21 protein-coding genes are annotated in these 21,879 nt (G+C 69.2%); 14 read left to right on the top strand and 7 right to left on the bottom strand.

The annotated features are described in order from the left end of the window. Together RAB71_RS10285 and RAB71_RS10280 are read right to left on the bottom strand one after the other, a co-directional pair. Complete coding sequence (locus tag RAB71_RS10285; protein ID WP_010343347.1) at positions 1-1,860, bottom strand: ferrous iron transporter B; 1,860 nt, start codon at positions 1,858-1,860, stop codon at positions 1-3. Beyond that, positions 1,857-2,108, bottom strand: a complete 252-nt coding sequence (locus RAB71_RS10280; protein ID WP_010343348.1) for a FeoA family protein — start codon at positions 2,106-2,108, stop codon at positions 1,857-1,859. The genes RAB71_RS10285 and RAB71_RS10280 overlap by 4 nt, the downstream gene beginning before the upstream one ends. Positions 2,109-2,232: 124 nt before the next feature. Here RAB71_RS10280 and RAB71_RS10275 point away from each other — a divergent pair, with 124 nt between their 5' ends. From RAB71_RS10275 to RAB71_RS10250, 6 genes are all read left to right on the top strand, one after another. Continuing rightward, a complete protein-coding gene (locus tag RAB71_RS10275) occupies positions 2,233-3,021 on the top strand; it encodes an enoyl-CoA hydratase-related protein (protein ID WP_010343349.1) in 789 nt (262 codons plus the stop codon). Then, entirely contained in the window at positions 3,018-3,422 is a 405-nt protein-coding gene (locus RAB71_RS10270; protein ID WP_010343350.1) for a VOC family protein, read from the top strand. Before RAB71_RS10275 ends, RAB71_RS10270 begins: the two co-directional genes overlap by 4 nt. A 166-nt stretch (positions 3,423-3,588) precedes the next feature. Then, the gene (locus RAB71_RS10265; RefSeq protein ID WP_010343351.1) at positions 3,589-4,485 is read left to right on the top strand and encodes a hydroxymethylglutaryl-CoA lyase; all 897 of its coding nucleotides are present in this window, start codon (positions 3,589-3,591) and stop codon (positions 4,483-4,485) included. A gap of 112 nt (positions 4,486-4,597) precedes the next feature. Next, positions 4,598-5,368 (top strand): SDR family oxidoreductase, encoded by a 771-nt coding sequence (locus RAB71_RS10260; RefSeq protein ID WP_010343352.1) that lies wholly within the window; start codon positions 4,598-4,600, stop codon positions 5,366-5,368. A gap of 116 nt (positions 5,369-5,484) precedes the next feature. Further along, the gene (gene yeiP / locus RAB71_RS10255) at positions 5,485-6,051 is read left to right on the top strand and encodes an elongation factor P-like protein YeiP (protein ID WP_010343353.1); all 567 of its coding nucleotides are present in this window, start codon (positions 5,485-5,487) and stop codon (positions 6,049-6,051) included. Between the two features lie 4 nt (positions 6,052-6,055). Further along, a complete protein-coding gene (locus tag RAB71_RS10250; protein ID WP_010343354.1) occupies positions 6,056-6,487 on the top strand; it encodes a hypothetical protein in 432 nt (143 codons plus the stop codon). Between the two features lie 264 nt (positions 6,488-6,751). On the opposite strand, the gene RAB71_RS10245 is transcribed toward RAB71_RS10250, so the two are convergent. The 4 genes from RAB71_RS10245 to RAB71_RS10230 form a co-directional block, all read right to left on the bottom strand. After that, complete coding sequence (locus RAB71_RS10245; RefSeq protein WP_104609622.1) at positions 6,752-7,675, bottom strand: transposase; 924 nt, start codon at positions 7,673-7,675, stop codon at positions 6,752-6,754. Positions 7,676-7,979: 304 nt separating this feature from the next. Beyond that, positions 7,980-9,758, bottom strand: coding sequence for a DUF4105 domain-containing protein (locus RAB71_RS10240; RefSeq protein WP_100224007.1), 1,779 nt, complete (start codon positions 9,756-9,758; stop codon positions 7,980-7,982). Positions 9,759-9,895: 137 nt separating this feature from the next. Next, positions 9,896-10,213, bottom strand: coding sequence for a DUF2388 domain-containing protein (locus RAB71_RS10235; protein ID WP_010341821.1), 318 nt, complete (start codon positions 10,211-10,213; stop codon positions 9,896-9,898). Between the two features lie 116 nt (positions 10,214-10,329). After that, positions 10,330-11,718 carry an FAD-binding oxidoreductase gene (locus tag RAB71_RS10230; RefSeq protein WP_010341822.1) on the bottom strand — a complete coding sequence of 463 codons (1,389 nt, stop codon included), beginning with the start codon at positions 11,716-11,718 and terminating at the stop codon, positions 10,330-10,332. A gap of 259 nt (positions 11,719-11,977) precedes the next feature. Here RAB71_RS10230 and serA point away from each other — a divergent pair, with 259 nt between their 5' ends. Next, the gene (gene serA / locus RAB71_RS10225; protein WP_010341823.1) at positions 11,978-13,219 is read left to right on the top strand and encodes a phosphoglycerate dehydrogenase; all 1,242 of its coding nucleotides are present in this window, start codon (positions 11,978-11,980) and stop codon (positions 13,217-13,219) included. Between the two features lie 240 nt (positions 13,220-13,459). Here the strand turns inward: serA and RAB71_RS10220 are convergent, their stop codons facing one another. Then, positions 13,460-14,008 carry an NUDIX hydrolase gene (locus RAB71_RS10220; protein WP_010341824.1) on the bottom strand — a complete coding sequence of 183 codons (549 nt, stop codon included), beginning with the start codon at positions 14,006-14,008 and terminating at the stop codon, positions 13,460-13,462. A gap of 169 nt (positions 14,009-14,177) precedes the next feature. Between RAB71_RS10220 and RAB71_RS10215 the strand changes: the two genes are divergently transcribed. From RAB71_RS10215 to RAB71_RS10185, 7 genes are all read left to right on the top strand, one after another. Then, positions 14,178-15,650 carry an amino acid permease gene (locus tag RAB71_RS10215; RefSeq protein ID WP_010341825.1) on the top strand — a complete coding sequence of 491 codons (1,473 nt, stop codon included), beginning with the start codon at positions 14,178-14,180 and terminating at the stop codon, positions 15,648-15,650. Between the two features lie 85 nt (positions 15,651-15,735). Continuing rightward, the gene (locus RAB71_RS10210; protein ID WP_010341826.1) at positions 15,736-17,169 is read left to right on the top strand and encodes an amino acid permease; all 1,434 of its coding nucleotides are present in this window, start codon (positions 15,736-15,738) and stop codon (positions 17,167-17,169) included. A 681-nt stretch (positions 17,170-17,850) separates the two neighbouring features. After that, entirely contained in the window at positions 17,851-18,492 is a 642-nt protein-coding gene (locus RAB71_RS10205) for a methylthioribulose 1-phosphate dehydratase (protein ID WP_010340792.1), read from the top strand. A 94-nt stretch (positions 18,493-18,586) separates the two neighbouring features. Further along, complete coding sequence (locus tag RAB71_RS10200) at positions 18,587-19,153, top strand: acireductone dioxygenase (protein WP_010340791.1); 567 nt, start codon at positions 18,587-18,589, stop codon at positions 19,151-19,153. A 3-nt stretch (positions 19,154-19,156) separates the two neighbouring features. Then, positions 19,157-19,855 (top strand): acireductone synthase, encoded by a 699-nt coding sequence (gene mtnC / locus RAB71_RS10195; protein ID WP_010340788.1) that lies wholly within the window; start codon positions 19,157-19,159, stop codon positions 19,853-19,855. An 8-nt stretch (positions 19,856-19,863) separates the two neighbouring features. Then, positions 19,864-20,976, top strand: a complete 1,113-nt coding sequence (locus tag RAB71_RS10190) for a C13 family peptidase (RefSeq protein ID WP_010340786.1) — start codon at positions 19,864-19,866, stop codon at positions 20,974-20,976. Between the two features lie 68 nt (positions 20,977-21,044). Next, positions 21,045-21,743, top strand: a complete 699-nt coding sequence (locus RAB71_RS10185; protein WP_208625101.1) for an STY0301 family protein — start codon at positions 21,045-21,047, stop codon at positions 21,741-21,743. The last annotated feature ends 136 nt before the right edge of the window (positions 21,744-21,879 follow it).

Here is a 21,879-nt window from a genome sequence, read left to right as displayed (position 1 = left end):
TCAGCCGGCTCCCAGCGCCACCGCGACCTGGTAGGTGACCAGCGATGCCAGGTATGCCAGCGCGAACAGGTAGAACGCGGCGAAACTCATCTGCTTCCACGAGTTGGTCTCGCGCTTGATCGTGGCCAGGGTGGAAAGGCACATCGGCGCGTAGATGTACCAGACCAGCAGCGACAGCGCGGTGGCCAGCGACCAGCCGTCGTGGATCAGCGGCGACAACGCCTGCGCGGCGGCATCGTCGTCGGCCGCCGACAGCGCGTACACCGTCGCCAGCGACGACACCGCCACCTCGCGCGCGGCCAGGCCGGGGATCAGCGCGATGCAGATCTGCCAGTTGAAGCCCAGCGGCGAAAACACCGTGGTCATGGCGTGGCCGATGCGGCCGGCGAAGCTGTAGTCGATCGCCGGCAGGGTGGCGTCGGCCGGTGCCGCCGGGAACGACAGCAGGAACCACAGCAGAATGGTCAGCGCCAGGATAATGCCGCCGACGCGCTTGAGGAAGATCGCCGCGCGCTCCCACAGGCCCAGCGCCAGGTCACGCAGATGCGGCACGCGGTAGGACGGCAGTTCCAGCAGCAGCGGGTGCTCGCCCTTGTCGCGGCGCCACTTCTTCATCGTCCACGACACCATCAGCGCGCTGGCGATGGCGGCGAAATACAGGCCGAACAGCACCAGCCCCTGCTGGTTGAACACGCCCCACACCTGCCGTTGCGGGATGAACGCGCCGATCAGCAGCGCGTACACCGGCAGGCGTGCCGAACAGGTCATCAGCGGCGCCACCAAAATAGTGGCCAGGCGGTCGCGCGGGTCCTGGATGCTGCGCGTGGACATGATCCCCGGCACCGCACAGGCGAAGCTGGATAGCAGCGGGATGAACGAGCGCCCGGACAGGCCGGCCGCGGCCATCATGCGGTCGAGCAGGAAGGCCGCGCGCGGCAGATAGCCGGATTCCTCAAGCGCCAGGATGAAGGCGAACAGGATCAGGATCTGCGGCAGGAACACCACCACCCCGCCGAGACCGGCGATGATGCCGTCCACCAGCAGACTGTTCAGCGGCCCCTCCGGCAGCGTCCCGCCGATCCAGGCGCCCAGCGCCTTGGTGCCGCCGTCGATCAGGTCCATCAGTGGTGCCGCCCAGGCATACACCGCCTGGAAGATCAGGAACATCACCACAGCCAGGGTCAGCAGCCCGGCCACCGGGTGCAGCAGCCAGCGGTCCAGCGCGTCGTCCACTCGCGAGGTGCGCGTCGGCATCGACACCGCCGAGGCCAGGATCGCGCGCACCTGCTGGTGATAGTCGCCCTGCCCCTCGGCCGGCGCCACCGCCGGCGGCAGTGCCGGCGCCAGTGCGTCGAGCCGCTCGACCAGGGCGCGGGCGCCGTTGCGGCGCACCGCCACGGTCTCGATCACCGGCACGCCCAGCGCCTGCTCCAGCGCCTGGCGGTCGATCTGGATGCCGCGGCGCTGCGCCGCGTCGACCATGTTCAGGGCCACCAGCATCGGCTTGCCCAGCTCGCGCAGCTCCAGCGCGAAGCGCAGGTGCAGGCGCAGGTTGGTGGCGTCGACCACGCAGACCAGCACGTCCGGCGCCGGCTCGCCCGGGTAGAAGCCGCGGCACAGATCGCGGGTGATCGCCTCGTCCAGGCTGGCCGGCTGCAAGCTGTAGGCGCCCGGCAGGTCCAGCACCGCGAACTCGCGCCCGGACGGCGCGCGGAAACGGCCCTCCTTACGCTCGACGGTGACACCGGCGTAGTTGGCGACCTTCTGCTTGCTGCCGGTCAGCTGGTTGAACAGCGCGGTCTTGCCGCAGTTCGGATTGCCGACCAGGGCCAGGCGCAGCGGCGCGGCCACCGCGCTCACGGGCGCACCTCGTCCAGCGCGCTGACCTGCACCCGCGCCGCCTCGCTGCGGCGCAGCGCGAAGCGCGTGTAGCCCACCTGCACCAGCAGCGGTTCGCCGCCGATCGGCCCGCTGGTCAGCACCTGCACCTGCTCGCCGGCGACGAAGCCCAGCTCGCGCAGACGCCGCGCAATGGCGTCGTTGGGCTGGCGGTCGTGCACGGATTCCACGAGGGCGCTGCTGCGCAACGGCATGTCGGACAACGTCACAGCACGTTCCGTCGATAAGAATGGTTATCAATTGTAGCATCGCCGCGGCGCGTCATGGCGGCGCTGACGCGGCCGGCTATGATCGCCGTATGGCTGCCGTTTTCCCTTTGTACGAGCGTGTTCGATGAGCGATGCCCTGTTGTTGCAACGATCCGGCAAGGTCCTGACGCTGCAGTTGAACCGACCCGAGGTCCGCAACGCCTTCGACGCCGTGCTGATCGCCCAGCTCAGCGACGCGCTGCTGCAGATCGGTGCCGATCCGCAGGTGCAGGTCGTGGTCCTGGCCGGCGCCGGCGCGGCGTTCTCGGCCGGCGCCGACCTGCAGTGGATGCGCTCGATGGCCGGCGCCAGCGAGCAGGCGAACCTGGACGATGCGCTGGCCCTGGCGCGGCTGATGCGCCTGCTCGACGAACTGCCCAAGCCCACGGTGGCGCGGGTGCAGGGCGCCGCGTTCGGCGGCGCGGTGGGCTTGGTCGCCTGCTGCGACATCGCCGTGGCCGCCACCGATGCCCGCTTCGCGCTCAGCGAAAGCCGCCTGGGCCTGCTGCCGGCGGTGATCTCGCCCTACGTGATCGCCGCGATCGGCGCGCGCCAGGCGCGACGCTGGTTCGCCAGTGCGGAAACCTTCGACGCCGCCACTGCGGCGCAGATCGGCCTGGTCCACCAGGCGGTGGCGCCCGAGGCCCTGGACGCAGCGGTGCAGCGCCAGGTCGCCCTGCTCGGCCAGGCCGGGCCGCTGGCTGCCGCCGGCGCCAAGGCGCTGGTGCGGCGGGTCGCCGCTGGCGGCGAGCGCGATGCGCTGGACCAGGCCAACGCGGCGCTGATCGCGCAATTGCGGGTCTCGACCGAGGGCCAGGAAGGATTGACTGCGTTCCTGGAGAAACGCGAACCGGCCTGGAGGGCCAGCCCATGAACCCGCTCGATCATCTCGGACTGCGCTGCAGCGACCTCGACCGCAGCCTGGCCTTCTACCGCGCCGCCCTGGCCGCGCTGGACCTGGGCGTGGTGATGCAGGTGAGCGCCGAACAGAGCGGCGGCCAGCGCCATGTCGGCTTCGGCCGCGACGGCAAGCCCAGCTTCTGGATCGCCGACGGCGGCCGCGACGCCGGCGACAACGGCGTGCACGTGGCCTTCGTCGCCGCCAGCCGCGCGCAGGTGGACGCGTTCCATCGCGCCGGCCTGGCGACCGGCGGCCGCGACCACGGCGCACCGGGCCTGCGCCCGCACTATCACCCCGACTACTACGGCGCGTTCCTGCTGGATCCGGACGGCCACAACATCGAAGCGGTCTGCCACCACCCGGCAGCGGCCTGATCGGCGCCGCCGCGTCGTGCCCGCGCAAGGCGCTGGCCGTGCTGCCGGTGCTTCACCGCCTCCCTCTCTCAGGAATTCCCATGATCCTCGTTGCTTCCCGTCTCATGCGCAGTGCCCGGCAGACGCCGCGGCGCGCGCACTCCCTCCCGATGCGGGAGCGCGCGCAATGAGCGACCACGTCCGCATCGTCGAAGTCGGCCCGCGCGACGGCCTGCAGAACGAGAAGGCCTGGGTCGCCACCGCCGACAAGATCGAGCTGATCGCGCGGCTGGGCCGCACCGGCCTGCGCAGCATCGAGGCGACCAGCTTCGTCAGCCCCAAATGGGTGCCACAGCTGGCTGATGCAGCCGAGGTCTACGCCGGCATCGCGCAGATGCCGGGGGTGGACTATCCGGTGCTGGTGCCGAACCTGCAGGGCTACGAACGTGCCGCCGCGGTCGGCGTGCGCGAGGTGGCGGTGTTCACCGCCGCCTCGGAGACCTTCAATCGCACCAATACCAATGCGGGCATCGACGAATCGCTGGCGCGCTTCGCGCCGGTGCTGGAGCGCGCGGCCGCGGACGGGGTTAAGGTGCGCGGCTACGTGTCCACCGTGCTCGGCTGCCCGTACCAGGGCGAGGTCCCCCTGGACGACGTGGTGCGGGTGGCGCAGCGGCTGCACGCGATGGGCTGCTACGAGATCTCGCTGGGCGACACCATCGGCGTGGGCACGCAGGGCAAGGCGCGGGCGATGCTGCGCGCGGTCGCCGCCGCTGTGCCGATGGACGCATTGGCGGTGCATTTCCACGATACCTACGGCCAGGCCCTGGCCAACATCGCCGCCTGCCTGGAAGAAGGCGTGCGCGTGGTCGATGCCGCCGTGTCCGGCGCCGGCGGCTGTCCCTACGCCAAGGGCGCCAGCGGCAACGTGGCCAGCGAGGACGTGGTCTACCTGCTGCACGGCAATGGTGTGGACACCGGCATCGACCTGCCGGCACTGGCCGCGACCGGCCGCTGGCTGGCGCAGAAACTCGGCCGGCCCACCGGCAGCAAGGTCGGCCAGGCGCTGGCCGCCGAGGCCTGAGCCGCGACAGCGCCGCATCCGGCGACAGGCTTGCGCACCGCGGGCGGTCGTCGCGTCTCGCCGCAATCGGCGGCAGCCTCTAAACTGGGCGTTTTCCTGGGAGGGAAAATCCATGCAGCTTGCCGATCTCAAAGCGGTGGTCACCGGCGGCGTGTCCGGCCTCGGCCTGGCGGTGGCGCAGCGCATCGTCGCCGAAGGCGGCAAGGTGGCGCTGTTCGATCTGAACGACGACAAGGGCGCGGCCGCGGTCGCCGCGCTGGGCGCGGAGCGGGCCTGCTACCTGCGCACCGACGTCAGCGACGAGGCCCAGGTGGCGGCGCAGCTGGCGGCGGCACGCGATTTCCTCGGCGGACTCAATGCCGCGGTCAACTGCGCCGGCATCCTCGGCGCCGGTCGCGTGCTCGGCAAGGAAGCGCCGATGCCGCTGGCCGCCTTCCAGGGCACGGTGATGGTCAACCTGGTCGGCAGCTTCAACGTCGCCAAGGCTGCCGCCGACCTGATGCAGCACAACGCCCCGGGCGAGGACGGCGAGCGCGGCGTGATCGTCAACACCGCCAGCGTGGCCGCCTACGAGGGCCAGATCGGCCAGGCCGCCTACGCCGCGTCCAAGGGCGGCGTGGTGGCGATGACCCTGCCGATGGCGCGCGAACTGGCGCGCTTCGGCATCCGCGTCAACACCATCGCCCCGGGCATCTTCTGGACGCCGATGGTCGACGGCATGCCCGAGGCCGTGCAACAGTCGCTGGCCGCGTCGATCCCGTATCCTTCGCGTCTCGGCCGTCCGGACGAATTCGCCGACACGGTGATGTTCCTGCTGCGCAACCGCTACCTCAACGGCGAAACCATTCGCCTCGATGGCGCGGTGCGGTTGGCGCCGAAGTAGCCGGGAATGGAGAATCGGGAATGGGGAATCGCAAAAGCGCTTCCCTCCCGCCGATCCTTTCCGGCCGCTTGACGCTGTTCCGATTCCCTATTCCCCATTCCCGATTCCCAGCCCTCATGAAAGCCAACGAAATCAAGAAAGGCAACGTCGTCGAGTACAACAACGGCGTGTACCAGATCCGCGACATCGAGCGCAGCTCGCCGCAGGGCCGCGGCGGCAACGTGCGCTTCCGCTTCGTGATGTACAGCGTGCCGGGCGGCAACAAGCTCGATGCCAGCTTCGACGGCGACGACGACCTGCGCGAGGTCGAGCTGATGCGCCGCCAGGCCACCTTCTCCTACAAGGACGGCGAGGCCTTCGTGTTTCTCGACGACGAGGACTACACGCCCTACACACTGGACGCCGATGCGATCGGCACCGACGCCGGCTACATCACCGACGGCCTCAGCGGCATCTACGTGCAGGTCATCGACGACCAGCCGGTGGCGATCCAACTGCCGCAGAGCGTGACCCTGGAAGTGATCGAGACCCCGCCGGAACTCAAGGGCGGCACCGCCACCAAGCGCCCGAAGCCGGCCAAGCTCAATACCGGCATCGAGATCATGGTGCCGGAGTACATCGGCAACGGCGAGCGCGTGCTGGTCAATACCACCACCGGCGAATTCGCCGGCCGCGCCGACTGAGTCCATGCGCGGGCGCCGAGCGAATCACGTCGCCCGCGCCGGCCGCACCGAGCGCGCGCCACGGCGCGCGTCCCTCGGCCTGCTGCTGGCCGTGCCGGCGCTGGCGCTCGCCGCGCCAGTGACGCCGGCCACCGCAGCCGCGGCCAAGCCCGCGTGCACGATTCCGGACGCGGTCGATCCCGAGCATTACGACGGGTTCTGCGCGATGCCCGCGCCGATCCGCGTCTTCGTCGCGCGCCAGGACACCTGCACCCATTTCGCCGGCGAAGAGCCCTACGACGCGGCGCGGCGGCGCGAACTGGAACAGGCGATGGCCAAGTACTGCGGCGGCAACGAACAGACCTGGGCGACGCTGCGCGCGCAGTACCGCCAGGATCCGCCACGCGACGCCTGGCTGCGCCGCTACGGCGAGGATGTCGGTCTCGAGCTGCCGTGATGACGGCTTGCCGGCCGGCAAGGTGGCGCCCTTGCGGGCATCGGCGTCGGCCCTGAAGGCCGTCGACATCGGCCGGCTTCGCGCCTTCGTTCGTCGCGGCTGAAGCCGCTCCTACAAAACCGAGCGGAGGGGACGCCGCTTTTTTGTGGGAGGGACTTCAGTCCCGACGACTGGAACTATCGGCCTCCTTTCATAACGAAAAGGCTGCGCTGCAACCAGCCGATGCAACACACCCACCGCCGGCCGCGTCGTAGGAGTCAACTGTCATGCACCTGCGATGACAGGAGGAGCATATGGTGCGTGATCGCGCACGATGGCGTTGAGCCAGCGCAGGAACTTGTGCATACAGGCGACGATGGCGACCTTGGCCGGCTTGCCCGCTGCGCGCAGGCGCGCGTAGGTGTTGGCCAAGGGGGATTTGGCACGGATGCTGGCCCAGGTGGCCATGTACAGCACGCGCCGCACGTCGGCACGTCCGCCTTTGATGCGGCGTTGGCCTTTCCAGCAGCCGCTGTCGTGATTGAACGGGGCCAGCCCGACCAGGGCAGCGAGCTTGCGTGGCGGCAGCGTGCCTAGTTCTGGCAGCCGCGCGGCCAGAACCGCGCGCAGGATCGTGCCGAGCCCAGGCACCTTGGGTAGGCTCGAGCAGGTCTTGCCCTGCTGCTCGATCTCCTGCGTCAACGTCTGGATCTGCTGGTTCAGTAGGGCGATCACCTCTCGGCAGCGGTGTTGCACTTTGGCGCTGGTGATGTGCTCCAGGCGCCGCCGATGGACATCGCGCTGGCCCACCAGGGTGGCACGCAGGTCCAGCAGTTCGCGAAGAGATTGCTGGTGCTCAGGCACCACGGGCGTGAGGGTGGTCGGGATGTGCTGGGCGGCGATGGCCAGCAGGCGCGCGTCCAGGACATCGGTCTTGGCATGCAGGCCCAAGGCCTGGGCTAGTTTGCGCGGACGATCGGCGGCCATCCGCACTGCCGGCAGGTTCGCCTCTCGGAGCACCTGCAGCACGGCATGTTCGTAGCCGCCACTGGCTTCCAGCACGATCCGCTCGCAGCCCAACTCGGCCAGGCGTTGGGCCAGCGCACGCTGCCCCTGTGGCGTATTGGGTTGGGTCCAGGTCTGCTCGTCCGGCAGTACATGAATGACCAGTTCGGCCTTGGATACATCGATCCCGATATAGCGTCGCATAGACGTTCTCCGCAGTAGACTCAGGCACGAGAGCACTCCTGCCGACGCCCATGCTTGTGGAGTTCGAGCTCGCGACTCGGGCAACTGTTCGGGCTGATGAGGCAGGAGACACGGGGTGCGGCGGCGCTGACTCCTACTCGTGCTTGCTGGCACCACGGCTAAACGGCCTGCCGCACTCCGCTCTCACCTGCAACGATAGACCCTCATTTGACACAAGCGGCTTCAACCGCGACCGCGCCGCCGTCAACCGCACGCGCGATACATCTCCCTTCGATCGCCGCGCGTCGCAAGCCCGTATGCCGCACTACGGCTGCCCACCACGCTGCCGCAACAGCGACGGCGAATCCAACTGCAGCCCGCCACCTTCGCGATTGAGCGTGCGCAGGCGTTCGCCCAGCGTCGCCAGGTTGGCGTCGATCTGCACCAGGTCCGCCTGCAGCGGCGCCGGCAGCAACCCGCGCAGGCGCGCCTGCAGCGCGGCACCGTCCTCGCGCAGCGCCGCGATTCGCGCTTGTCCCTGAACCTGCAGCCAGGCGCGTTCCTGCGCCTGCGGCAGGCCATAGCCCGGCTGCCCCTGCAGCAGGCTCGCCGGCTGGTTCAGCAGCCCTTGCTCGGCCAGGACGGCGCGCACCGCGCTGGCGGCGTCGCGGGTGTCGGCAGCCGCCTTGCCCTCGCCCGCAGCGGCCACCGCGGACGGCAGCTGCTTGTCCAGATAGCGCCGCTTCAATGCATCGCGGCCGCGCTGTTCGGCGCGGCGGCGCGCGGCGTTCTCCAGCACCAGCAAGGCCGCACTGGTGCGCAGGTCGCCGCGCTGCAGCCACGGCGCGCGCTGCGCCGCCGGCAGGTCCAGCCACGCGTCGGCAGTGCGCGCCGGCAGCGCCAACGAGCTCCGCGCCACCGCGAACATCTCCGCGAAGTGCGCGCTCGCCGCAGGGAAGTAATAGCCCTCCCGCACCGCCCCATCGGCATCGTCGAGCACCGACGCATCGGCGATGCCGGCCCCTACCAGGCGCCGCCGCAATCCCGTCGGGCTGATGCCGGACAGGTGCGCGGCCGCCAGCCGCGGCACGCCGTCGTGCAGCAAGGCGTAGGTCTCCACCGCGCAGTTGTTGCTGAGGAAGTAATAGCGGCCGTCGTAGCTCCAGTGCAGTTGCGCGGCGCGCTCCAGCAGCGCGGCGATCTCCTCGTGCGAGAGCCGCAGCGGCAGCGACTGCAGGCCGCGCAGTTGCACCTGGGTGTAGTCGTCCACCACCTGGCGCAGCGGCAGCACGAACAGCCGCGACGGGTAGGAGCCGGTCAGCCCGCGCAGGCTGGAGATCTGCACGTCGTCGACGAAGGCGCGGAACGACAAGACCCGATGCTCGGCCAGGTCCAGCCGGCATGCCGGCCCCAGCGGCCGCCCCGGCGCGCAGATCACCAGGCGCAGCATGCTGTGGCCCCAGTGGCTCATCGGCTGCGCGTTGCCTTCGGCCAACAGGTAGTCCACCGCGTAGACCCGCGCCGGGTCGATCTGCAGCAGCGCCGCCTGCTCGGCCAGCGGATCCTGCACGAACGCCAGGCCCGGCGCGCAGTCGCGGGCCGGTGGCGTCCACGCCAGGCGCTCGGCGAAATACGCGGCCAGCGCCGGGCGGCGGCAGGCATAGTCCGGATCGAGCAGGAAATGTTCGAGATTCACCGCCACGAACTCGGCCGGCGACTGCAATTCGTAGCGGTCCGGGCTGCGCTCGGTGAACCGGTTGTGGCCGCGGCGCAGGCCCAGGCGCATCGGGCTGACCTGCCAACCGGCCAGATCCAGCAGCCGCGGATCGGACGACAGCCGCCCTGCCGTGGAACGATCATAGAAATGCGCCAGTTCGTGCAGCACCGCGGCCAGGGCCAGCCGCCGCGCCGGGTCGGCGGCCGGATCGGTGTCGGCCCCTGCCGCCACCCAGTCGCGCAGCAAGCGCTTGTTCAACAGCAGGCGCCTGGCCTGCGCGCGCCCGTGCACCTGTGCGGGGAGGTCGTCGCGCCATTGCAGCGGCAGCCCTGTCGGCAGCGCCGCGGCCCAGGCCGGAGGCAGCCGCGCCTGCGCCGCGGCCAGCACGGCCTCGCTGGCCGTACGTTCGGCGGGACTCAGGCCGGTTTCGTCGACAGACAGCGGCGCGGCCGCCGCATGCACCGCACCTGCCAGCGCCAGCAACGCCAGCCACCACGCGCCCAAGCGCCGTGGCCGGCGCGGGATCACAGCGCCAGGATCGCCTGCGCCAGTTCCAGGTCGCTGGCCTGCTGCGCCTGCGGGTTGCGCTCGCGCAGCACGCGCAGCGCCGCTTCCAGTTGCACGCCGCGGATGCGCCCGGCGCTGGCGACGAAGCCGGCCGCATCGTCGCGCGCCTGCAGCACCACCTTGTCGTTGTTGGAACTGCTGTCCGAGGACGCCGAACTACCGGCCGAACCGGCCGAGGCCGAACCGGCGGAGCTGCCGGCGAAGCTGGACGCCTGCGCGAACGCGGGCAGGATCAGGGCGAACAGCAGGGCGCAGCGCGCGGTCACTCGGGTCATCGCAATCGTTCCAAACGGGATCGTGAAAAGGGGGACGGCCAGCGCCGCGCCGCATAGCCTAGCGGCCCGCCGCGCGCAGCGCCTGAACGGGCCGTGCGGCAGTGCTGCGGCCGGGCTCAGGGATCGAACAGCTTGCCGGGATTGAGCAGGCCCGACGGATCGAACACGCGCTTGACCGCACGCATCAGCGCGATCTCCTCGGCGCTGCGGGTGCTGTCCAGGTACGGTTTCTTGACCAGGCCGATGCCGTGCTCGGCGGAGATGCTGCCGCCGTGCTCGGCCAGTACCTGCGCCAGCAGCTTGGTGACCTGCTCGCAGGCGGCGATGAACTCGGCCGGCGCGGTGGCGTCGGGCTTGAGCACGTTGATGTGCAGGTTGCCGTCGCCGATGTGGCCGAACCACACCACCTCGAACTGCGGGTAGGCCTCGCCGAGCAGCGCCTGGGTCCGTGCCAGGAACGCCGGCATCGCCGAGATCCGCACCGACACGTCGTTCTTGTACGGGGTGTAGCGCGCCACCGCCTCGGTGATGCCTTCGCGCAGGCGCCACAGCTGTGCTGCCTGCGCCTCGCTCTGGCTGATCACCCCGTCCAGCACCCAGCCCTGCTCCATGCAGGCCTCGAACGCGGCCAGCGCCGCCGCCTCCTGCGTCTCGTTGCCGCTGGCGTATTCGGTGACCACGTAATACGGATAGACCGTGTCGAACGGCGCCTGCGCGCCATGCGCGAGCACGTGCTGCAACGCGCGGTCGGTGAAGAACTCGAACGCCTCCAACTGCAGCCGGCTGCGGAACGCGGCGAACACCTGCATCAGCACCTCGAACGAGGGCAGCGCCAGCAGCATCACGTTGCTCGGCGGCGGCGGATCGGTGAGCCGCAGGGTGGCCTCGACCACGATGCCCAGGGTGCCTTCGGAGCCGATCAGCAACTGGCGGAAATCGTAGCCGCTGGAATTCTTGATCAACCCGCGGTTGAGCTCGAGCAGCTCGCCGCTGCCGGTGACCACCTTCAGCCCGGCGATCCACTCGCGGGTGTTGCCGTAGCGGATCACGCGGATGCCGCCGGCGTTGGTGGCGATGTTGCCGCCGATCGAGCACGAGCCGCGCGCGGCGAAGTCCACCGGGTACAGCAGCCCGTGCTCGCGCGCGGCGTTGTGCACCGCTTCCAGCGGCATGCCGGCCTGCACGGTGAGGGTGCGATCGACCGGATCGAACGCCAGCGCCTTGTTCATCCGCTCCAGGCTCAGCACCAGTTCGCCATGCGCGGCCACCGCGCCGCCTGACAGGCCGGTGCGGCCGCCGGAGGGCACCACCGCCACCGCGTGCTCGTTGGCCCAGCGCAGCACCGCCTGCACCTCTTCCACCGTCGCAGGCAGCGCGATCGCCAGCGGCGCCGGGGTCCAGCGCCGGGTCCAGTCGCGGCCGTAGTGCTCCAGGTCGGCGGGATCGGTCTTCAGGCGCAGGCCGGGAACGGCGAGGGCCAGGGCATCCAGGCGCGGGTCGGTCATGGCGGAGAGGTCGAGGCGTAGACAATCGTTCAAGCGTGCCAGCGTTGCGCAACAACGTCCAGTTGCGGCGTCGACGCCGCCGTTCTTGCGAATCCCCAATCCCCACTCCCGAATCCCACGCCGGCCCAGCTCAATCGATGCACCTGAAACCGTTCCCCGGCGTTGCATCCACGGCCTCCCGGCATCCTATTGCGGCGCACCAAAGCACGGAGCCATCTGGCATAGTGACCGGCCCGTTGGCCATCGCTCCCTCGCCGCAATGTCGCCCAAGAAGACCTCGTTTCCGAAGCAGGATATCCGCGTGCTGCTGCTCGAAGGCATCAGCCAGACCGCCGTCGACGTGTTCCGCGCGGCCGGCTACTCGCAGATCGAACTGCACGCCAAGTCGCTGCCGGAAGAGGAGCTCAAGCAGCGCATCGCCGAGGCGCACATCGTCGGCATCCGCTCGCGCACCCAGCTCAGCGCCGAGGTGCTGGCCCACGCCAAGCGCCTGATCGCGGTCGGCTGCTTCTGCATCGGCACCAACCAGGTCGACCTGGACGCGGCCGAACTGGCCGGCATCCCGGTGTTCAATGCGCCCTACTCCAACACCCGCAGCGTCGCCGAACTGGTGATCGCCGAGGCCATCCTGCTGTTGCGCGGCATTCCGCAGAAGAACGCCGAATGCCACCGCGGCGGCTGGTCGAAGTCGGCCGCCGGCAGCCACGAGACCCGCGGCAAGGTGCTGGGCATCGTCGGCTACGGCCACATCGGCACCCAGGTCGGCGTGCTCGCCGAGGCGCTGGGCATGCAGGTGATCTTCCACGACATCGAGACCAAGCTGTCGCTGGGCAACGCCCGCACCGCCACCGACCTGGACGACCTGCTGGCGCGCTCGGATGTGGTCACCCTGCATGTGCCGGAAACCGCGGCCACCCGCGACATGATCGGCGCGGCGCAACTGGCGCAGATGAAGCCGGGCGCGCACCTGATCAACGCCTCGCGCGGCACCGTCATCGACATCGACGCACTGGACGCGGCGCTGCGCAGCGGCCACATCGGCGGCGCCGCGGTGGACGTGTTCCCGATCGAACCCAAGGGCAACGGCGACCTGTTCGAATCGCCGCTGGTCGGGCACGACAACGTGATCCTGACCCCGCACGTGGGCGGCAGCACGCTGGAGGCGCAGGACAACATCGGCGTGGAAGTGGCGGCCAAGCTGGTGCGCTACAGCGACAACGGCAGCACCCTGTCGGCGGTGAACTTCCCCGAGGTGACCCTGCCCGAGCACGCCGAGAGCCTGCGCCTGCTGCACATCCACCGCAACGTGCCGGGCGTGCTGTCGCAGATCAACGAACTGTTCTCGCGCCACAACGTCAACATCGATGGCCAGTTCCTGCGCACCGACCCCAAGGTCGGCTACGTGGTGATCGACGTCGGCGCAAGCGAGGAGCAGGCGGCGGTGCTGAAGGAGGAACTGGCGCAGGTGGCGGGGACGTTGCGGACGCGCATTCTTTACTAGCGGGATTGGGGATTGGGGATTGGGGATTGGGGATTGGGGATTTGCGGGTGCGCTGCGCGCCCGGACCCTCACCCCAGCCCCTCTCCCGGGGGGAGAGGGGCTTTGGCTTTCCCTTCTCCCGTCGGGAGAAGGTGCCCCGAAGGGGCGGATGAGGGTACGGGCGAAGTATCGTGTTGCCAGATTGGTGCAGCGCTTCGCGCCCGTACCCTCACCCCAACCCCTCTCCCGGGGGGAGAGGGGCTAAGCAGTTCGCTGCAGCCACTTTTGCGCCATGCGCCGCAGCGACGGATCCAGATCCGCTTCATCCACCAGTTCCGCAATCGGACGCCAAGCCAACGCCAGCGATTCTTCGCTGACCGCAAAGGCCTCGTCCGCGCCGGCGCGGACCACATACCGCGCATCGTAGTGCCAGTGTCCCGGCACCTCGCCCCGCTCAGGAATCCAGTGCCGGTCTAGGTCGAAGATCGCGCCATCGTCCAATCCCAGGCCAGCCAGCCCCGACTCCTCCTCGGCCTCCTTCAACGCCACCCGCGCCAGATCGCGGTCGCCGTCGGCGTGGCCGCCCAGTTGCAGCCAGCGCTGCAGCTTGCGGTGATGGGTCAGCAGGGTGCGCGTGCCGTCGGCGCTGACCAGCCAGGCCGAGCCGGTGAAATGGCCGTCCAGGCGCGCGCGCACGAACGGATCGGCGGCATCGTCCAGCAAGGCCAGGAACTGCGCGGCGACCTCGGCCTGGTCCGGACACCGCCGGGCATGGGCCTGCAACTGCTGGCGTAGGGGCGACTCCGGCATCGGCGTTCTCGCGTTCGGGGGCCGCCATTATCGCCGCCGACGGTGCAGCGCGGCTTGTGGCGGCCGGCCGGCTTTGGCATGGTACGACGCTTGCGTCGCCCGCTTCGGGCCCGGCGCTTCGCCATTGCCGGGGCCGCTTGCCCCGTACCGCCACCTGGGGATGCACCGAATGCTCAAGTCTCTGCTGAGGGTCAAGCCGATCGAACCGGCCGGTCACGTCGATGCCGGCGAACCGTTCGAAGGCAGTCTGGAGGGGGAAGCCACCCTCAAACGCACCCTCACCGCCAGACACCTGATCCTGCTCGGCATCGGCGCGGTGATCGGCGCCGGCATCTTCGTGCTCACCGGCCAGGCCGCGGCCAATCACGCCGGCCCGGCGGTGATGCTCTCGTTCGTGTTCGCCGGCCTTGCCTGCGCCTTCGCCGGCCTGTGCTACGCCGAGTTCGCGGCGATGCTGCCGGTCTCCGGCAGCGCCTACTCGTACTCCTACGCCACGCTCGGCGAAGGCGTGGCCTGGTTCATCGGCTGGTGCCTGGTGCTGGAATACCTGTTCGCCGGCTCCAGCGTCGCGGTCGGCTGGTCGGCCTACCTGATCAGCTTCGTCACCGGCACCCTCGGCCTGCCCTTCCCGGCGGAACTGGCCAGCGCGCCGCTGACCTGGACCGGCCACGCGTTCGTGGCCTCGGGCAACCTCGTCAACCTGCCGGCGGTGCTGATCGTGGCCGCGGTCAGCACGCTGTGCTACATCGGCGTCACCCAGTCGGCCTTCGTCAACGCCATCGTGGTGGCGATCAAGGTGCTGGTGATCTGCCTGTTCGTCGGCGTCGGCCTCTTCTACATCAACCCGGACAACTGGCACCCGTTCATCCCCGAGAACACCGGCCCGGGCGAGTTCGGCTGGAGCGGCATCTTCCGTGCGGCCTCCATCGTGTTCTTCTCCTACATCGGCTTCGATGCGGTCTCCACCTCGGCCGGCGAGACCAAGGACCCGCAGAAGAACATGCCGATCGGCATTCTGGTGTCGCTGGCCATCTGCACCATCATCTACATCATCGTCTGCGCGGTGCTGACCGGCCTGCTGCCCTACACCCAGCTCGGCACCGCCAAGCCGGTGGCCACCGCGCTGGAGCACTACCCGCAGCTGGCCTGGCTGAAGACCTTCGTCGAGATCGGCGCCATCGCCGGCCTGTCCTCGGTGGTGCTGGTGATGCTGATGGCGCAGCCGCGCATCTTCTACACCATGGCCCGCGACGGCCTGCTGCCGAAGCTGTTCGGTAAGGTCCATCGCCGCTTCCACACGCCCTACGTCGGCACGGTGGTGGTCGGCGTGCTCGCTGCGCTGCTGGCCGGGCTGATTCCGCTGGACGTGCTGGGCGAACTGGTGTCGATGGGCACTCTGCTGGCCTTCGCCACTGTTTGCGTCGGCGTGATGGTGCTGCGCTTCACCCGTCCCGACCTGCCGCGTCCGTTCCGGGTACCGCTGTTCTGGGCGGTGTGCCCGCTGGGCGCGCTGTTCTGCGTGGGCCTGTTCTTCCAGGCGTTCCAGGAGCATTGGAAAGTGTTCGTCGGCTGGACCCTGATCGGCCTGTGCATCTACTTCTTCTACGGCATCCGCAACAGCCGCCTGGCCGCGAAGGCCTGATCCCTTTCCCCGAAGACCGGCGTCCGCGCCGGTCTTCGCGTTCGTCCCCTCTTCCTCGCGCGCCGCGCCCGGCTGGAACCGCTCCATGCTCAAACAACTCTTGGCCACCAAACACCCCCATGCCAGCCACGAGGACGCCGGCGGGCTGGGCCTGCAACGCGCGCTCGGCCCCTGGGGCCTGACCGCGCTGGGCATTGGCGCGGTGATCGGCGGCGGCATCTTCGTCATCACCGGGCAGGCCGCGGCCAACCATGCCGGGCCGGCGATCATGCTCTCGTTCGTGCTGGCCGCGGTGTGCTGCGCGTTCTGCGCGCTGGCCTACGCCGAGTTCGCGGCGATGGTGCCGGTCTCCGGCAGCGCCTACACCTATACCTACGCCACCTTCGGCGAACTGGCGGCCTGGTTCATCGGCTGGATGCTGGTGCTCGAGTACGGCGTGTCGGCCTCGGCGGTGGCGGTGAGCTGGACCGGCTATTTCCTCAGCCTGCTCGACCACTTCAACATCCATCTGCCGGCCGCGCTGGTCAACGCGCCGCTGGACGGCAAGCTGCAGCCCACCGGCGCGATCGCCAACCTGCCCGCCGCCGGCATCGTGCTGCTGCTGACCTGGCTGTGCTACGTCGGCATCCGCAAGTCCTCGGCGATGAACATGGCGATGGTGGTGCTGAAGAGCGGCCTGATCGTGCTGGTCATCGCCGCCGGCTGGAAATACGTGGATCCGGCCAACTGGCACCCGTTCATCCCCGCCAACGAAGGCCCCGGCAAGTACGGCATGGACGGCGTGCTGCGCGGCGCGGCGATGGTGTTCTTCGCCTACATCGGCTTCGAGGCGGTGTCGGTGGCGGCGCAGGAATCGCATCGGCCGCAGCGCGATTTGCCGATCGGCATGATCCTGTCGTTGGTGATCTGCACCGTGCTGTACATCGCCATGGCCGCGGTGATGACCGGGCTGGTGCCGTTCGCGCAACTGGGCACCGACGAGCCGGTGGTGACCGCGGTCGCCGCGCATCCGCAGCTGGGCTGGCTGCGCGTGGTGGTGGAGGTCGGCGCGCTGATCGGCCTGTCCTCTGTGGTGCTGGTGATGATCATCGGCCAGCCGCGCATCTTCATGATCATCGCCCGCGACGGCCTGCTGCCGCCGGTGTTCACCAAGATCCACCCGACCTACCGCACCCCGCACGTCAACACGGTGATCACCGGCATCGGCATCGCCCTGCTGGCGGCGCTGTTCCCGCTGGACGTGCTGGGCGAACTGACCTCGATGGGCACCCTGATCGCCTTCGCCGCGGTCTGCGCCGGCGTGCTGATCCTGCGCCGCACCCAGCCGGACCTGCCGCGGCCGTTCCGCATCCCGTTTGCGTGGCCGATCTGCATCGCCGGCGTGCTCAGTTGCCTGGCGCTGCTGTCGGCGATGACCGCGCACAACTGGATGCTGATGGCCGGCTGGACGGTGATCGGCCTGGCAATCTACTTCGGCTACGGCTACCGCCACAGCCGCCTGCGCGGCAGCCAGGGCTGAGCGCCATAAGCCCCTCTCCCTCCGGGAGAGGGGTTGGGGTGAGGGTCCGGCGCGCGAAGTGCTGCACCCAGCTGGCGACACGTGGCTTCGCCCGTACCCTCATCCGCCCCTGCGGGGCACCTTCTCCCAAGGGGAGAAGGAAAAGCCGTAGCCCCTCTCCCTCCGGGAGAGGGGTTGGGGTGAGGGTCCGGCGCGCGAAGCGCTGCACCCAGCTGGCGACACGTGGCTTCGCCCGTACCCTCATCCGCCCCTGCGGGGCACCTTCTCCCAAGGGGAGAAGGAAAAGCCGTAGCCCCTCTCCCTCCGGGAGAGGGGTTGGGGTGAGGATACGGAGCGCGAAGCGCTGCACCCATCTGGCATACGTGGCTTCGCCCAGACCCTCATCCGCCCCTGCGGGGCACCTTCTCCCAAGGGGAGAAGGAAAAGCCGTAGCCCCTCTCCCTCCGGGAGAGGGGTTGGGGTGAGGATACGGAGCGCGAAGCGCTGCACCCATCTGGCATACGTGGCTTCGCCCAGACCCTCATCCGCCCCTGCGGGGCACCTTCTCCCAAGGGGAGAAGGAAAAGCCGTAGCCCCTCTCCCTCCGGGAGAGGGGTTGGCGTGAGGGTACGGCATGAGCAGATGCGCTTGGATCCAGCCACCTGTCATCCCAATCCAACCCCCAAGCCCTACACTACGCGCATGAACGCACTGCCCTACGATTCCGAGCGCCTGCGCACGCTGGCGCACCTGCTGATCGACAACATCCGCGAACTCTCGCAGGCCGGCTGGACTCCCGCCACCAGCAGCAACTTCTCGCACCGCCTGGACGAGCGCCACGCGGCGATCACCGTCTCCGGCCGCGACAAGGGCCGGCTGGTGGAGGACGACATCATGGTGGTGGACTTCGACGGCCAGGCCGTCGGCCGTCCGCTGCGCCCATCCGCCGAGACCCTGCTGCACACCCAGTTGTACCGGCGCTTCCCCGAAGTCGGCTGCATCCTGCATACGCATTCGCCGGTGCAGACCATCGCCTCGCGCCTGTACGCACCGCAGGGCCATATCCGCCTGGAAGGCTACGAGCTGCTGAAGGCGCTGCACGGCAACCAGACCCACGAGACCGCGGTGGACCTGCCGGTGTTCGCCAACACCCAGGACATGACCGTGCTGGCGACGCAGGTCGACGCCCTGCTCGACCGCACGCCGCTGTGGGGCTACCTGATCGACGGCCACGGCCTGTACGCCTGGGGCCACGACATGGCCGAGGCGCGACGCCACCTGGAGGCCTTCGAGTTCCTGCTGCACTGCGAGCTGGAGCTGCGCAAGCTGCGCGCCGCCGGCTGAGCCGCCGCGGCGCGACAGCGTTCCAGCGCCGCAACGGCCGCCAGCCGCGCACCTGCTACCCTTTTCGTTCCCCCTGCCGCTTTCGCCCGCCGCCATGAGCCGACTCCGCATCTTCGCCGACACCACTCCCGACACGCCGCTGTTCGACAGCCGCGATGGCGACGCGATCGCCGCCGAACTGCGCAAGATCGGCGTCACCTTCGAGCGCTGGCAGGCCAACCAGCCGATCGAGGCCGGCGCCTCGCCGGAAGCGGTGATGGCTGCCTACAAGGCCGACATCGACCGCCTGGTCGCCGCCAACGGCTTCAAGACCGTGGACGTGGTCAGCATCGCCCCCGACAACCCGCAGCGCGAGGAGATGCGCAAGAAGTTCCTCGACGAGCACTTCCACAAGGAAGACGAGGTGCGTTTCTTCGTCGCCGGCTCCGGTCTGTTCACCCTGCACGTGGACGGCAAGGTCTACGAGATCGAGTGCGTGCAGAACGACCTGATCGCCGTGCCCGACGGCACCCACCACTGGTTCGACATGGGGCCGGAACCGCGCTTCGTCGCGATCCGCTTCTTCACCGAGCCGGACGGCTGGGTCGGCCACTTCACCGGCACCGACATCGCCCAGCGCTTCCCGCGCTACGAGGCGAAGCTGCGCGGCGAGGCGCACTGAGCGATGACCGATCCGCGCGTCGTTCTCACCGACATCGAAGGCACCACCAGCAGCATCTCCTTCGTCAAGGACGTGCTGTTCCCGTACGCGCGCCGCGCCCTGCCCGGCTTCGTGCGCGAGCATGGCCAGCAGCCGCAGGTGCGGCACTGGCTGGATGCCGTCGCCAGCGAATGCGGCGGCATCTGCACCGATGCGGTGATCGTGGAGACCCTGCAGGGCTGGATCGACCAGGACCGCAAGCACACCGCGCTCAAGGCGCTGCAGGGCATGATCTGGGAAGCCGGCTACCGCGATGCCGACTTCACTGCGCACATCTATCCCGATGCCGCACCGGCGCTGCGCCGCTGGCACGCCGACGGCCGCGCGCTGTACGTGTACTCGTCCGGCTCGGTGCCGGCGCAGAAGCTGTTCTTCGGCCATAGCGACGCGGGCGACCTGCGCGCGCTGTTCTCCGGCTGGTTCGATACCGAGATCGGCGGCAAGCGCGAGCAGCCCAGCTACGCGCGCATCGCCGAGGCAATCGGGGTGGCGCCGGCGCAGATCGTGTTCCTGTCCGACGTGGTCGCCGAACTGGATGCGGCCCGCGCTGCCGGCCTGGACACGGTGCTGATCGACCGCCGCGACGATTACCCGCAACCGCGCCAGGGCGAGGCCTGCAACGGCCACCGCCGCGCGGAGAGCTTCGCCGACCTGGGCTTCTGAGAACCCGCATGCGCCGGCCTGTCGCCGCCTTGGTGGCCGTCCTGGCGGCGTGGCAGCGCCCGCTCGCCTTGCTGCGACGCCGCTTGCTGCCGGTAGCGCTGCTGGCGCTGGCCCTACCCGCCTGCCATTCCGACGCCGGCGCCATGCCGGCCGGCGCGGCCGACGCCGCACAGGACGAGGCGGCACCGGATCCGGTCGACCAGGCGCAACTGCGCCAGGCGCTGGGGTCGCTGCAGGCGCAGCGCCCAGGCATTCCCGACCTGTACGTGGTCGGATTCGCCGGCGACGCCAGCGAGGACGTGTTCCGCAACGAAGTGCTGTACCTGCGGCAGATGTTCACGCAGCGCTTCGGCGCCGCTGGCCGCATCGCCACCCTGATCAACCAAGGCGACAACCTGGGCGCGCACGCCTACGCGCCGCAGGCGTCCTACGACAACCTGGCCGATACGCTGGACCGCGTCGGCAAGCTGATGGATCCGCGCGAGGATGCGCTGCTGCTGTTCCTGACCAGCCACGGCACCGACAAGCACGAGCTGTACCTGCAGTTCGGCCCCGGCGAGGATGCCGAGTACGACACCATCACCCCGCAGGAACTGCGCCGCCTGCTCGACGACGCGGGCATCCGCAACCGCATCATCGTGATCTCGGCCTGCTACTCCGGCGGCTTCGTGCCGGCGCTGAAGACCGCCGACACTCTGGTGATCACCGCCGCACGCCGCGACCGGCCCTCGTTCGGCTGCGGCAACACCGCCAGCGCCACCTACTTCGGCCGTGCCTGGCTGATCGACGCACTGGCGCGCACCACCGACATGGTCGAAAGCTACAGCCTGGCCAGCGCCGAGATCAGCGCACGCGAACAGGCCGAAGGCGAAGCGCCGTCGTATCCGCAGCTGTACGTGGGTGCGCGCATCGGCAGCTGGCTGCAGCACTGGCGCGCGCAGTTGCCGAACGCCGCCGCACCGCCCTATCCGTATCCGGAACCCGATGCGGACGACGCAGCGACTGCGGCCGATGCAGATGCAGATACCGAACCGGACCACGCGCCCGGGACCACGCAAGCCACTGCCCCCCCGACGCCTGCAAAACAGGCGCGACCATCGACTGCCGCTCCCGCGCAGTGAGTCGTCCTGCTCCGTCGAGCAGCGCACGTATTGCCCCGACGGTGACGGCTCCAGCGCTCGGTGCCCGCATGGAGCCTGGAGCAGGAGTCCGCAGCGATCTCATAGATGAGAGTGATTCGCGTTCGACCGATGATCGCGCGCGGCCGCTACACTGCGCCCCGCAGCAAGCCCGCCAGCCTTTCGCCAGCCAGCTGCGCACCGATCCGCCCGCCCGCCAGCCTTCGCTCGCCAGCCAGGATCCTCGCGTTTCATCGGCCTCCTTCATGGAGGTTTTTTTGTTTCATGCCGATGCCACACCAGCAGTGCACCGGGCCGCGCCGCAGCGGCGGTCCACTCCAGACTCGGCAGGCGGTGAAGCCGACTTCCTCGATCAAGGCTACACAGGCGAACGCCCGGCCGACGCGGCGCAGATGGAAGCAACCTCTATGTCATCGAGCAAGCAACTTGCCGCGCTCCTCCTTTGCCTATTTGGCTGGAGGAGTGCGCTCGCCGCGCCTTCCGTCTGCCCCATTCGACAGAACCAGCCACTTCGCTCCATCGATGCATTCGATGGAGAACCACAGGATCTCGCAACGCTTGAACCCGACGTGGCAAAGGAACGAGACGGCCATTGGGCTCTCGGCTACATCTACGACGAGGGCCGCTTCGTCACCATGCGCTGCAAGTACGCGGACAAGCAAACGCAGGATGTAAAGCTGGCGAACCGTGTGGAGCAATGCAGCTATTCAATCAATGCAAGGAATGTTCTTCGCGTAACCTGCAAATGAAAGTTGGCACAGCGATCGGGCCCAGCACACGCGGGCGCTGGACGAAGTAGAACCGGCTGCTGTCGTTGGCGATGAAGCCGATGCGCCGATCGGCGCTTGCATTGGCGAATCGGCTGGCGTTTGACCGGTCCGGCGC

This window comes from Xanthomonas sacchari (genome assembly GCF_040529065.1).
Lineage (GTDB): Bacteria > Pseudomonadota > Gammaproteobacteria > Xanthomonadales > Xanthomonadaceae > Xanthomonas_A > Xanthomonas_A sacchari.
The sequence above is the reverse complement of the archived record's forward strand: the minus strand, read 5'-3'. Positions and strand labels throughout refer to the sequence as shown.